The sequence below is a fragment of the Paenibacillus sp. OV219 genome (assembly GCF_900110075.1).
In the GTDB taxonomy this organism is placed as follows: Bacteria; Bacillota; Bacilli; order Paenibacillales; family Paenibacillaceae; genus Paenibacillus_Z.
Window position 1 is genome coordinate 1108810 of sequence record NZ_FOCJ01000001.1, and the last position, 12375, is coordinate 1121184.

General features: G+C 49.3%; 11 protein-coding genes. 10 read left to right on the top strand and 1 reads right to left on the bottom strand.

Translation table 11 applies throughout. From position 1 onward, the window contains the following. Positions 1 to 461: 461 nt before the first annotated feature. From BMY11_RS04975 to BMY11_RS05005, 7 genes are all read left to right on the top strand, one after another. Positions 462 to 680, top strand: coding sequence for a hypothetical protein (locus BMY11_RS04975; RefSeq protein ID WP_090573325.1), 219 nt, complete (start codon positions 462 to 464; stop codon positions 678 to 680). Between the two features lie 574 nt (positions 681 to 1254). Continuing rightward, positions 1255 to 4143, top strand: coding sequence for a 2-oxoglutarate dehydrogenase E1 component (locus tag BMY11_RS04980; protein ID WP_090573326.1), 2889 nt, complete (start codon positions 1255 to 1257; stop codon positions 4141 to 4143). Between the two features lie 28 nt (positions 4144 to 4171). Further along, on the top strand, positions 4172 to 5443 hold the full coding sequence (odhB, locus tag BMY11_RS04985; RefSeq protein WP_090573327.1) for a 2-oxoglutarate dehydrogenase complex dihydrolipoyllysine-residue succinyltransferase: 1272 nt from the start codon (positions 4172 to 4174) through the stop codon (positions 5441 to 5443). 146 nt (positions 5444 to 5589) lie between these two features. Beyond that, complete coding sequence (locus BMY11_RS04990; RefSeq protein WP_090573544.1) at positions 5590 to 6918, top strand: deoxyguanosinetriphosphate triphosphohydrolase family protein; 1329 nt, start codon at positions 5590 to 5592, stop codon at positions 6916 to 6918. 410 nt (positions 6919 to 7328) lie between these two features. Then, the gene (locus tag BMY11_RS04995) at positions 7329 to 7967 is read left to right on the top strand and encodes a 5' nucleotidase, NT5C type (protein WP_177182496.1); all 639 of its coding nucleotides are present in this window, start codon (positions 7329 to 7331) and stop codon (positions 7965 to 7967) included. Beyond that, on the top strand, positions 7964 to 8776 hold the full coding sequence (locus BMY11_RS05000) for a glycosyltransferase family 2 protein (RefSeq protein WP_090573329.1): 813 nt from the start codon (positions 7964 to 7966) through the stop codon (positions 8774 to 8776). The genes BMY11_RS04995 and BMY11_RS05000 overlap by 4 nt, the downstream gene beginning before the upstream one ends. Positions 8777 to 8794: 18 nt before the next feature. Beyond that, on the top strand, positions 8795 to 9787 hold the full coding sequence (locus BMY11_RS05005; RefSeq protein WP_090573330.1) for a phosphotransferase: 993 nt from the start codon (positions 8795 to 8797) through the stop codon (positions 9785 to 9787). Positions 9788 to 9923: 136 nt separating this feature from the next. Here the strand turns inward: BMY11_RS05005 and BMY11_RS05010 are convergent, their stop codons facing one another. After that, positions 9924 to 10364 (bottom strand): DUF2663 family protein, encoded by a 441-nt coding sequence (locus BMY11_RS05010; protein WP_090573331.1) that lies wholly within the window; start codon positions 10362 to 10364, stop codon positions 9924 to 9926. A 120-nt stretch (positions 10365 to 10484) separates the two neighbouring features. On the opposite strand from BMY11_RS05010, the gene BMY11_RS05015 reads away from it, so the two are divergent. The 3 genes from BMY11_RS05015 to BMY11_RS05025 all read left to right on the top strand — a co-directional run bounded on the left by BMY11_RS05015 (position 10485) and on the right by BMY11_RS05025 (position 12340). Further along, complete coding sequence (locus BMY11_RS05015; protein WP_090573332.1) at positions 10485 to 10688, top strand: hypothetical protein; 204 nt, start codon at positions 10485 to 10487, stop codon at positions 10686 to 10688. Positions 10689 to 10796: 108 nt separating this feature from the next. Further along, positions 10797 to 11699 carry a MarR family transcriptional regulator gene (locus BMY11_RS05020; RefSeq protein ID WP_090573333.1) on the top strand — a complete coding sequence of 301 codons (903 nt, stop codon included), beginning with the start codon at positions 10797 to 10799 and terminating at the stop codon, positions 11697 to 11699. A 122-nt stretch (positions 11700 to 11821) separates the two neighbouring features. Then, the gene (locus BMY11_RS05025; protein ID WP_090573334.1) at positions 11822 to 12340 is read left to right on the top strand and encodes a glutathione peroxidase; all 519 of its coding nucleotides are present in this window, start codon (positions 11822 to 11824) and stop codon (positions 12338 to 12340) included. Positions 12341 to 12375: the final 35 nt, after the last annotated feature.

Here is a 12375-nt window from a genome sequence, read left to right on the forward strand (position 1 = left end):
GAGAGTGCATAATACGAACTCTCAGCATATTGATCGGCCGATTGGAGCTCTGAGCGTGCAGATTCAGCACTCTCAGATAAGGGACCAGCCGAAAACGACAGCTTGGCGATGCTGAGAGTCCATAATACGAACTCTCAGCATAATAATCGGCCGAATGAAGCTCTGAGAGTACAGATTCAGTACTCTCAGATGAGGAACCAGCCGAAATCGACAGCTTTGGACGTCAATGGCTCGAATGGTCGGAATTCCGGTCTGTTGGACGTCATTAGCTCGAATGGCCGGATTTCCGAGAAAGTAGCTGGTCCCGATGGGACTTCTTTAGCTCGAATGGCCGGATTTCCGCGAAAGTAGCTGGTCAGATGGACTTCATTAGCTCAAATGGCCGGAATTCCGCAAAAGTAGCTGGTCAGATGGACCTCTTTGGCACGAAAGGCTGAGTTTCCGAGAAAGTAGCTGGTCAGATGGACCTCATTAGCTCGAATGGCCGGATTTCCGAGAAAGTAGCTGGTTTGTTGGACGTCATTGGCTCAAATGGCCGCAATTCCGCAAAAGTAGCTGGTCTGTTGGACCTCATTAGCTCGAATGGACGGATTTCCGCGAAAGTAGCTGGTCAGATGGACTTCATTAGCTCGAATGGCCGGATTTCCGAGAAAGTAGCTGGTCAGATGGGACTTCTTTAGCTCAAATGGTCGGAATTCCGCAAAAGTAGCTGGCCTGTTGGACCTCATTAGCTCAAATGGCCGGAATTCCGCAAAAGTAGCTGGTCTGTTGGACCTCATTAGCTCGAATGGACGGATTTCCGCGAAAGTAGCTGGTCAGATGGACTTCATTAGCTCAAATAGCCGCAATTCCGCAAAAGTAGCTGGTCAGATGGACCTCATTGGCACGAAAGGCTGAGTTTCCGCAAAAGTAGCTGGTTTGTTGGACCTCATTGGTTCGGTTGCCATCCCGCGCTGAGTAACGAAGTTCATCTCTTAAGCCAATCGCTCATTCAGCTCTAATAGCGGATGATGCGGATTTAGCCCGAATATTGAAATCCTGGACGCGATTTGCCTGAATATTGTGGCTTTTGAAGCCTTGATTCCTTTAAAAATGGGGATCAGGGCTGTATTTTATGAACTTTACATGGACATTTGCCTATCCATTTGGTCCTGTTGGTTAATTTCTGCTATCATGTATGGATGGATATACTAAAAGTTAAATTTGTCTGATAACAGATATTTTCACAACATGAGCTGGAGGTAACCGGTCAAAATGACAGCAGCGAACAATAACCTGAAGTCACCGTGGGAGTCCTATTATGGACCGAACATGGGGTACATTGAAGAAATGTACGAAAATTACCTGCGTAACCCTGAAGATGCCGATCCTGCTTTTCGCGATCTCATCGCCAAATGGGGACCGCCAACGTCAGCCGCAGCGGTAAATGTGGCAGCACCGACTACTGTAATCGGCGTTTCCGGTTCAAATAATGTACGTGCGATGGACCCATCATTTCTGAAAAAAATCGTTGATGCCGGCAAGCTTGTGCGGAATATCCGCATGTACGGCCACCTTGCTGCAGACAATGATCCGCTTGGAATCGTTGCGCCCGCGGATACAAGACTGCTTGAGCCAACTACATTCAATCTGTCCGCAGACGATCTGGAAGCAATCCCTGCTTCGCTTATTTGGGAAGAAGCGCCTGAGTCGATCCGTGACGGAAAGCAAGCGATCGCGCATTTGAAAGAGTCGTACACGAAGTCGTTCGGCTTCGAGTTCGGTCACATTCACGATCAAGACGAGCGTCTCTGGCTGCAGCGTCAAGCTGAGATTGGCATGGCGAGCAAGCCAATGAGCGCGAAAGAGCGCATTGCACTACTCGACCGTCTTATCCAAGTGGAACAGTTCGAAACTTTCCTGCACCGTGCATTTGTCGGTCAGAAACGGTTCTCTATCGAAGGCACAGATGCGCTTGTACCAATTCTGGACGAGATCATCAGAGAGCTTGCGCATGAAGGCGCGCAGCACGTTATGATGGGGATGGCGCACCGCGGCCGCCTGAACGTACTCACACATGTTCTTGGCAAGTCGTACGAGGCGATTTTCTCCGAGTTCCATCACTCGCAGAACAAAGAGAAGGACCTGCTGCCATCCGAAGGCGCAATGGGCATTAACATCGGTTGGACAGGCGACGTGAAGTATCACCTTGGCGCTCACCGCTCGGTGAAAGAGAACGAGACCGTTGAGACACGGATCTCGCTTGCAAACAATCCAAGTCACTTGGAATACGTCAATCCAATCGTTGAAGGCTATACTCGTGCCGCACAGGACAACCGCAAAGAGCCTGGTTATCCGAAGCCGAACTTTGACAGCGCTGCTGCGATTCTTATGCACGGCGACGCTGCTTTTGCCGGTGAAGGTATTGTTGCGGAAACGCTCAACTTCAAGAAGCTCGCGGGCTACGAGAACGGCGGAACGATTCACATTATCGTAAATAACCGATTGGGCTTCACTACAGAGAGCCGCGATTCGCGTTCGACACATTACGCGAGCGACCTTGCGAAAGGCTACGAAATTCCAATCGTCCATGTTAGCGCCGATGATCCAGAGGCGTGTATTGCTGCGGCTCGGATCGCTTGTGAGTACCGTTTGAAGTTCCACAAGGACTTCCTGATCGATATGATTGGTTACCGTCGTCACGGTCATAATGAAACGGACGATCCGGAAACAACACAGCCGCTTGTTTATCAGAAGCAGCGCAATCATCCGGTTGTTACCCGCATCTATGGCGGCAAGCTGAAAGAGAAAGGCTTGCTGACAGATGAACAGATCGAAGCAATGCGCCAGGAAGGGCTATCCAGACTGCAAGCTGCGCTAGATGAAGTGAAGCAGAACGACAAGTCGTTCAAGCAGCCGCGTGTCGATGAAGCAAGCAAGCGTCGCAAGAAAGAGATTGTGACAAGCGTGCCGATGCGTAAGCTGAGCGCGATTAACGAGGAGCTCTTGAAGTGGCCAGAAGGATTCAGAGTCAACGAGAAGCTGGAACGAATCTTGAAACGCCGTACGACTGCACTTGAGAAAGACGGTAAAGTGGATTGGGGTCTGGCAGAGACGCTCGCGTTTGCGACGATTCTGTCCGATGGCACACCGATCCGTCTGAGCGGACAGGATTCCGAGCGTGCGACGTTTGCATTCCGTAACATCGTGCTGCATGACATTGAGAACAACAATACGTTTTCGCCACTGCACAAGCTGCCTCAAGCGAACGCTTCGTTCGCGGTGCACAACAGCCCGCTGGCTGAAGCATCCGTACTTGGCTTCGATTATGGATATAACGTGTTTTCACCGGAAACACTTGTTATTTGGGAGGCACAGTATGGTGACTTTGCCAACTGTGCGCAAGTTATTATTGACCAATTCATTACAGCAGGTCGTGTAAAATGGTCGCAGAAGTCCGGTCTCATCATGCTTCTGCCGCATGGATACGAGGGACAAGGTCCAGAGCACTCCAGTGCGCGGTTTGAACGCTTCCTGCAGCTTGCTGCGGAAGATAACCTAACAATCGTGAATCTGTCTTCGGCAGCGCAATATTTCCACCTGCTGCGCCGTCAAGCTGCGATTATCAATACGGATGAAGCGCGTCCGCTCATCGTGATGGCGCCTAAGAGCTTGATTCGTAACCCGTCTGTTGCTTCCGAGCCGTCGGAATTTAGCGGCGGCAGCTTCAAGCACGTGCTTGAACAGCCTGGTCTTGGCACGAAGCCGGAGCAAGTTGAGCGCCTGATCTTCTGTACAGGTAAAGTTTCGATTGACCTTGAGACTGGGCTTGAACTGAAAGCAGGGCAAGCGCCGGATCAATGGAACTGGCTGCACATCGTTCGTCTGGAACAGCTTTATCCGTTCCCGAAAACTGATGTGGAGCAAATCATCAGACGCTTCCCGAACTTGAAAGAAGTGCTTTGGGTCCAAGAAGAGCCGCAAAACATGGGCGCTTGGAACTACGTCGAGCCCCGTATCCGCGCTCGCGTATCGAATCAAACGAATGTCCGTTACATTGGCCGTCCGAAACGGTCGAGCCCAGCGAGCGGTTTCCAATATGTTCATAACATGGAGCAGCAGCGAATTGTTAGTGTCGCGCTGAACCGTAGCACGTTAAACTAGTACATCATAGAACAGGAGAACAGCAGCCATGAGTGAAGTAAAAGTACCCGAAATGGGCGAATCTATCGTAGAAGGCACGATCTCGAAGTGGCATGTCAAAGTTGGCGACAGCGTAAATGTCGGTGACGTATTGGCAGAGCTTGAAACAGATAAAGTCAACATCGAAATTAGCGCAGAGCAAGCAGGTTCGGTTGAGCAACTGCTTCGCGGCGAAGGAGAAACTGTAGCAGTAGGCGAGACGATCGCAATGATCGGCAGCGGAGCAGGTGCAGCAGCGCCTGCTCCTGCAGCGGCAGCGCCAATATCGCCTTTCAATGACCCTGCAGCAGCACCTGCGCCAGCTGCACCGGTTGCTCCGGTTGCGGCACCAGTTGCGGCTTCGACACCTGCTGTTGACGTTGCAGCTACGCCGGCAGCGCGCAAGCTCGCTAGAGAGCGCGGTATTGACCTCACACAAGTACAAACGCTTGATCCGATGGGTCGCGTCAACCAAGGAGATATCCAAGCTCATGCTTCCGGCGCGAAAGCTCCAGCAGCAGCACCAAGCGCTGCTCCAGCGGCACCAGCTCCGGCTCCGGCTGCAGCTACAGAGTTCGGCAAGCCTGTAGAACGCCGCAAAATGTCCCGCCGCCGCGTGACTATCGCAAAGCGTCTCGTAGAAGCACAACAAACAGCTGCGATGCTGACAACGTTCAACGAAGTTGACATGACAGCGATTCTTGAAGTAAGAAAACGCCGTAAAGATGCATTCAAAGAGAAGCATGACATCGGTCTTGGCTTCATGTCCTTCTTCACGAAAGCAGTTATCGGCGCGCTCAAAGCATTCCCGCTGCTGAACGCAGAAATTCAAGGCGAAGAAATCGTCGTGAAGCAGTTCTACGATATCGGTATTGCAGTGTCCGCGAAGGAAGGTCTCGTTGTTCCTGTCGTGCGCGATGCGGATCGCCTGAGCTTCGCTCAAATCGAGAAGTCGATTGCTGATCTAGCTGGCAAAGCGCGTTCGAATACGCTTGGCTTGAACGATCTGCAAGGCGGAACATTCACAATTACGAACGGTGGCGTATTCGGTTCCCTTCTGTCCACGCCAATCTTGAATGCGCCGCAAGTCGGCATCCTCGGTATGCACAAGATTCAAGTGCGTCCGGTTGCTATCGACGATACGCGCATGGAGAACCGTCCGATGATGTACATCGCACTCTCTTACGATCACCGTATCGTTGACGGCTCTGAGGCAGTGCGCTTCCTCGTAACAGTGAAAGCATTGCTCGAAGATCCAGAAGCGCTCCTTCTAGAGGGTTAGTCCATCTATATGACTGAAACCTTACTTGTTCACGTTAGGACTTATGTCCCGATACGTCAGCTCGTAAGGTTTTTTCATTTGCGAATGTCACCTGTTCACCATAGAATAAGGGTAATACCGAGCAAACGGAGGGGATACAGATGCAGATGAATGTTCGAAAAATGCGGCTGTTTGATTATGAGAATATCCACTCTAGCGATGATCGGGATGAGTATGAGAAGGATTATGCGCGCCTCATCCAGTCACCGGCTTTCCGGCGTCTGCAGGGCAAATCGCAAGTTTTTGGCGCTGGATCTGGTGATTATTACCGGACTCGGCTGACTCATTCGCTCGAAGTGTCCCAGATCGCACGAGAGGTTGCCCGCAAGCTAGGGAAGAGCTACGCGTTCCTGGCGAAGAAGGAGCATCCAGGCTTAATGCTAGACCCGGAGGTCGTCGAATGCGCATCGCTTGCGCATGATCTCGGACATCCTCCTTTTGGCCATAAAGGGGAAGAAGTGCTTAATGAGCTGCTCCAGGCGGATTGCGGCTTGAAATACGAAGGGAATGCGCAGAACTACCGCATTCTTATGTTCTTGGAGAAACGCGCAGGAAGCGATAGCGGCCTTGATCTTACGGCTGCCGTCCTCCTGGCGATTAATAAATATCCGTTCTGTATCGAAGACCCAGGCAGGGTAAAGGGCGTTTACAGCATGGAGTGGGAGGGCATTCAATCCTTGCGTCAGAAGTGGGGGATGCCGGAAGGCTGCGCAACGCTAGAAGCGCAGCTGATGGACCTGTGCGACGACATCGCCTACTCTACGCATGACATCGAGGACGGCATTCGCGCCGGTAAGATCCAGATGAATACGAATTTGTTCGAGGATGACCGGCTTGTCGCGAACGTCATGCATGAGATTCAGAACGACCCTGGCAACGAAGTGATGCGTTGGGATCAAGTCGATATGAAGCAGATGGTGAAGCAGGCGCTTCATCATTATTTACAGCAATGGGAATCCATCTATGTCGAATGCGGCAGAGAGCCTTCGCGCACTCGGCGGGAAATGAAAGCACGATGGGTGCGCAAATTTGTTAGCGGCGTGGGCATTATCGACGATGCTGCGACAGGCTGGAAGCGCGTGACGTTCATCCGCGACGGTGAGCAGGATATGGAGCTGCTGCGTACGATGGAGATCCTGAAGAAGCTGGCATGGGTGACGTTGATTAAGGATTTTCGCGTACAAAGGCTGCATAAGCGAAGTGAGATTATGATCACTCGGCTCTGGGACAGCTTCAAGCACCCGGACACAGGACGTCTTATTCTGCCGCCAGACTGGCTTGAGAGCTATGAACGGCAGAAGGGCAAATGGCGGTGGGAGCGGATGGTGTCCGATTATATCGCAGGAATGACAGATGCGTATGCGGAGAAGGTGTATGCGGAGTTCTATGCAGGCGGACCGGGTACAAAATGGGGTTCATTGTACGATAGAGATTAACAATAAAGTTCAAGTACAGCCTTAATCTCTTTAGTCTCTCCCATACGGGCAAAGGTGACGTTTATTTCTGTCTCCTTGTCCGTTTCTTCATTTAAATGCTCCCGCAGTCTATTTGCGCTACGTAGGTTGAGACGCTTTTGCCAACCGGTACGGTTTAAGGTGGAAGGCGGCAATTGAGAAGAGATGAACTTCACAAAATTTGAAAAATAGATAAAATTTAGAAGGAATAGGACCTAAGGCGTAGAAATGGTCATTTATTCCCTAACACTTAAGAAGCAACTTCCAACAATAGAATTTATTATATATGCCTCCAGATGAGGGCGACTTGGTATTACGCACGTGGAGAAGATCCTGTACTTGTCGAAAGTGATTTGCAATGTTTTCTGATTAGAGTCGAGGGAGCTGCGTCAATGATGAGGCGCAATTATGTAGCAACGATATTATTCGATTTGGACGACGTGCTTGCCGACTTCTTATCTTCCTTGATTGAAAGGTATAATTTCCGCTACAACGATTCTCTAATGATTGACGATGTCACGCAATGGGACCTAAGCAAGGTCGTAAAGAAGGAATGCGGTTCCCGAATTTATGATTTTTATCAAGAGCCGGGTTTGTTTCGCTATCTCAAGCCAAAGGAACATGCAACGGAGGTTCTTAAACGGTTAATCGACACTGGTTTCGAAATCGTGATCGTATCCGATGCACCGGCCGGTCATTCGTATGACGATTTTGTTTTGGACAAGACCAAAATCACGAATCCCTCGGACGATAAACGAAAGTGGATTTCCGAGAATTTGCCGATGATCGACAAAAATAACATCGTCTTCACGTCGCAGAAGTGGAGAATCATGGGCGATATTTTAGTCGATGACCGGCCGGATACGTTTAACAAGTTCCAGGAACTAGGAAGAAATGCGATTTTGATGGATCAGCCCTATAACCAGGAAATCGACACGAAACAGCGTGCGAGAAACCTTTTGGAAGCGGAACAAATGATTTATTCGTATCTGAATATGAACCAAATGAACCCAAAGGGAGTGCTTCGATGAACCCGCTTATATCCGTTATCATCCCTACCTATAATCGTCCTGGCGCGCTTTGCGAATTGCTGGAGTGCTTATATCGCCAGACCTACAATCATTTAGAGGTCATTATCATCAACGACAATGGTGAAAATATCGATTTCGTGAGCCAGTTATACCCGGAGTTGAACATCGTCGTCATTCATTTAATAGAGAATGCCAAGCATGTCGTTGCCAGAAACGAAGGCATCCGTAGAGCTTCGGGCGATTATATCCTGTTATGCGACGATGATGATTTGTTGGTGCCGACTCATGTGGAGACGATGCTCGAGCGGATCGCCGACGTCGATCTGGTTTATTCGGATGCGGAAATCGTTGAATACGAAACGGTCGGAAAAACAAGAATACCAGTGAATAGGTCGCTGTTCGCCTATGACTCGGATCGGGAAGCGATGAGAAGCTTTTCGACTTTCGTGGCATCGGGCTGTTTATATCACAAAAATATCCATCATCAAATCGGCATGTTTGATGAAGAAGTCTATCACTATTGGGATTGGGACTTTTACTTGCGTGTATCCGAGAACCATGCGGTTAAACGCGTGCCGATCGCCGGTACGCTGTATTCGTTCGCGGCATCGGGGGATAATTTGTCCGGTTCGCTGTCCGACATGGAGCCGTTCTTGAAATTATTATCCGAGAAGCACGATTTGGGCCCACTGCCGACGAAAAACTTCTTCTTATTGTTGGAAGAGCCCGAGATACTGAAACGCAAAGCTGAGAGCAAGGTCGTATGGGACGGCGAACCTACGATCTCTCGATGGGCGAATATTTCATAAGGTGGGGAATACGGACGGATGATGGATTTTTTAATCTTGGTTACGCCAGACGGACATTTAGACGAATCGAAAGTTGTCAAAACGGAAGAGATCAGCAAACAAAAAAACGTCGACCGTTTAAGCTTAACCCGTTTTTGGATCGATAGCGAGCAAGGGTTAAGAAGCTATATCTTTAAACCGTCCAAGGACAGAAAGCCGATTCAATTCGAGCTTTGGCTGCAATCCGTAGTGCTTCCGCGGCTTGAAAACGTTCCTTCTCCGAAACTGCTGGCCAGCAGAATCGACGAAGAGGCGAACGTATTTTGGATGATTTTCGAAGACATGGGCCGGATTGAGCCGGTCTTCAATCATGAGGTAAGAGTCAAAGCGGCCAATAAAATGGCAAGCTGGCACAGCTTGCCGCTAGACACGATCCAAAAGCAGCAACAGAGCTTTATGCCGCTGATCGATGAAACGATGCAAGATCTTCTCAATGATTGGGCTACATATGCCGGGCTTCTGCAGAACACGGGAATAGCGGTTGAACAAACGGAGCTCTTTTTTCGAAAATTGATGGAGGTTAACGGTTCGTTTCCGGATGAACAGGTCGTTTGCCACGGGGATTACCATTGCTTAAATCTATTGGAACGCGTCGATGATTTGATCGTGTTGGACTGGGAATTCATTCAGATCAACTCTATCTATTGGGATTTCTATACGTTATTCGATATGGCCACGCCAAGGTACGAGATCCGGATAAACAAAGAAACCAGATTAGATGCGTTACATCAGTATATCGATCAAAGGACCCAGTTGGGCTGGAACGCGCCACCGGATTTCGTATATAACTACCATTTGTACAGCCTCATTTACTCCGCCTGGATTCTTCGCCTGCTGGAAAACGATCTGAAGGCAGACCGGTTCGACCGCGACGCGCTATTGCGCCAACGCCGGGAGATGACGGAAATCATCGGCGATTGCTTCGATATGATTTTGCCTGTGATATCACATCCAAGCCATCAAATACGGTAAACAACCGCATTACGAGTGGGATACGATGCTTTTGGAGAAGGCGGATACGCATGTTTTAATCGGTTGTGTTACAAATCATAAAAGAACCGTCGGATGTACATGCCAACGGTTCTTTTGCGATTTGCAAACTAAAATTTTAACTTTTATTAATAATATTAATCCCTTGTTTACCCATATCACGTGTTATTTGGTCCATCGTTTCCGAACTCATACTCTTCCACCAAGACGTTCGAAACCAGTCGATCGTTTCTTTTCTCAACTCTTCATATTTCTTCTTAGTCTTTTCAAGAAGATGTTTCACTAACCTTTGATAAGAATGTAAGGCAATCGTTAAAGCTAAAACAAGCATAAAATGGGAATTGCTCATAATGTGATCGACAAATTGAAGTAGATCAGTCTCTTTGCCAACTCGTGCTATATTAATGTAGATGAAGATGAGAAACAATGAGGTGAGTGCGAATGCAAATACGGTGAGCGCTCGATACTCTGTTTTATATCGATCATACTTCTTTTTTCTATCTACAAGGGTATCAAGAATTGCTTTCGCATCTTCAGAGATCTCATCCCGCCACGACATGCTTCATCCGCCCCAATGTATAGGTTATAGTACATGCTATGCGGATAGAAATCGACTCATACCAAAGAACCAATGTGTAACGATGAAGTGAAATCACGTATAAGAAGGTGCTTTAATTGCATGGATAACTTTAACAATGCAAATACTGTGAAATGTACGGTAATCCGGCTCGGCGTGGTGATGGTCATTCATGAGCAATGCGCGGTCATTGAGGTGAGCGACAAGCTGATAGAGATCGCACGGGACAAAATCGCAGACAACGCGGCGATTGGCGATGAGGTGCGGTGGGATGGGCGTTTGTGGAGTGTTCACGAGAGCCGCTGAAGTCCAGCTAGCATCCGTAACAGGTGGATCATGAGAAAAGCTTAATCCCCTCTGCACCCTCTTATGCACGAAGGATTACGAATCTTTCAGTGAGAGGTGATAAAGGGAATGGAACATATGGAATCGAAACGTTGTTTATTTTGCGATGAGCTCGTGCAAGTAAAGAGAAAGGGATCATGCGAGTGGTATATCGGCTGCATTTGTGCGCCTGGCGGCGCTTATGGTCTGCGAGAGGGAAGCTTTGAACCCTTCCGTCAGCTGTCCTATACGGAGAAGCGAAGCACGTTTCCGCTGATCTCTGCTTATATCCGCGAGCAGAATGATAATGAAGAGGCGGTCGTCCTGGATTTTGAAGACCGCATTCGTATTCTGCAATCGCCGGAGCTCCCGGTCACGAGCGAGGATAAGGGCATTCGCCTGCTTCGCTATCTGCACCGCCATACCAGTGGACCGAATGAGCCGCTTGTCATTAGTCAGTTTGCACAAAGTTATAATTTGACTTATTCGCCGAATTTGCAAGAGTTCGTCTATATTACGGAGAAGCTCAAGGAAGAAGGCTTCATCGAACGCATTGGCTCGACGCTCAAGCTGACGGAGAAGGGCTGGGTCGAAGCAGCAGCGCACGCCACAGGCAAGGTGCTCAAGCAGTGCCTTGTTGTACTCACTGGGGGCGAGGAGGAAGCGCGCGAATGGATGGATGCCATCTTCCCGAGGCTGATCCAGCTCGGCTATGCACCCAAGTTGCATGAAGAAGATCGGAGCGCGAAGCTCGAGATGAAGCCGATAGAGTCTGTGCTGCAGCAGTTTGCGAGAGTGAAATTGCTCATTGCGGATGTGTCGGAGCCGAGTGGGGAGATGTGGCTTCGAATCGGATATGCGTATGGTTGCGAAGTTCCGGTCATTCTGACCAGTAGGACAAACGGCGGGGATGAACTGCCAACAGGAGTCAGGCCGCATCGCTATGAGGATATGAACGAGTTGACAGGGCTGCTGCAGAAACAACTGTGCTAGTGAACGTAATAAGTAGGGCTGCATGAACTTTGGGGTTGCTCCTGTTACGCTCATAGGCTACAATGATTTTATACAATTTAATTAGATACAAACTATGATCGTATTTCAGGAGGTGTCTGCACATGAGTATTTATGATTTCACGGTCCGGACGATTACTGGCGAAGAGCAATCGCTATCGGCTTACAAAGGCAAGACAGTGCTGATTGTCAACACGGCGAGCGCATGCGGATTGACGCCTCACTATAAAGGGCTTCAGCACATTTATGATGCGTACAAGGCGGAGGATGTCGTCGTACTCGGCTTCCCTTGTAACCAATTCGGCCTGCAGGAGCCTGGCACGAATGAAGAAATTGCATCATTCTGCGATTTGAACTATTCGGTGACTTTCCCGATGTTCGCGAAGATCGATGTGAAAGGTGACGATGCTCACCCGTTGTACAAGTATTTGGTTGAAGCGGTTCCGGCTCCATATCGGACTGGCGATATCGAATGGAACTTCGTGAAGTTTCTCGTGGACGCGAATGGCGAGGTCGTGAAGCAGTATTCTGCTCGGACAGAACCGTCGGCAATTGAGTCGGACATTCGGAGCTTGATCGACAACGGTAGCATCGGCGCTGCGCCGAACACGGTGAATGACTAAGCTAAGCATTCGTTAGACTATAGAACGTACAAGAG

What these genes read in the sequence shown, in the direction of transcription:
- BMY11_RS04975 (WP_090573325.1), top strand. Translation starts at nt 462, where the DNA reads ATGGACCTCATTAGCTCGAATGGCCGGATTTCCGAGAAAGTAGCTGGT.
- BMY11_RS04980 (WP_090573326.1), top strand. Translation starts at nt 1,255, where the DNA reads ATGACAGCAGCGAACAATAACCTGAAGTCACCGTGGGAGTCCTATTAT.
- odhB (WP_090573327.1), top strand. Translation starts at nt 4,172, where the DNA reads ATGAGTGAAGTAAAAGTACCCGAAATGGGCGAATCTATCGTAGAAGGC.
- BMY11_RS04990 (WP_090573544.1), top strand. Translation starts at nt 5,590, where the DNA reads ATGAATGTTCGAAAAATGCGGCTGTTTGATTATGAGAATATCCACTCT.
- BMY11_RS04995 (WP_177182496.1), top strand. Translation starts at nt 7,329, where the DNA reads ATGATGAGGCGCAATTATGTAGCAACGATATTATTCGATTTGGACGAC.
- BMY11_RS05000 (WP_090573329.1), top strand. Translation starts at nt 7,964, where the DNA reads ATGAACCCGCTTATATCCGTTATCATCCCTACCTATAATCGTCCTGGC.
- BMY11_RS05005 (WP_090573330.1), top strand. Translation starts at nt 8,795, where the DNA reads ATGATGGATTTTTTAATCTTGGTTACGCCAGACGGACATTTAGACGAA.
- BMY11_RS05010 (WP_090573331.1), bottom strand. Translation starts at nt 10,364, where the DNA reads ATGTCGTGGCGGGATGAGATCTCTGAAGATGCGAAAGCAATTCTTGAT.
- BMY11_RS05015 (WP_090573332.1), top strand. Translation starts at nt 10,485, where the DNA reads ATGGATAACTTTAACAATGCAAATACTGTGAAATGTACGGTAATCCGG.
- BMY11_RS05020 (WP_090573333.1), top strand. Translation starts at nt 10,797, where the DNA reads ATGGAACATATGGAATCGAAACGTTGTTTATTTTGCGATGAGCTCGTG.
- BMY11_RS05025 (WP_090573334.1), top strand. Translation starts at nt 11,822, where the DNA reads ATGAGTATTTATGATTTCACGGTCCGGACGATTACTGGCGAAGAGCAA.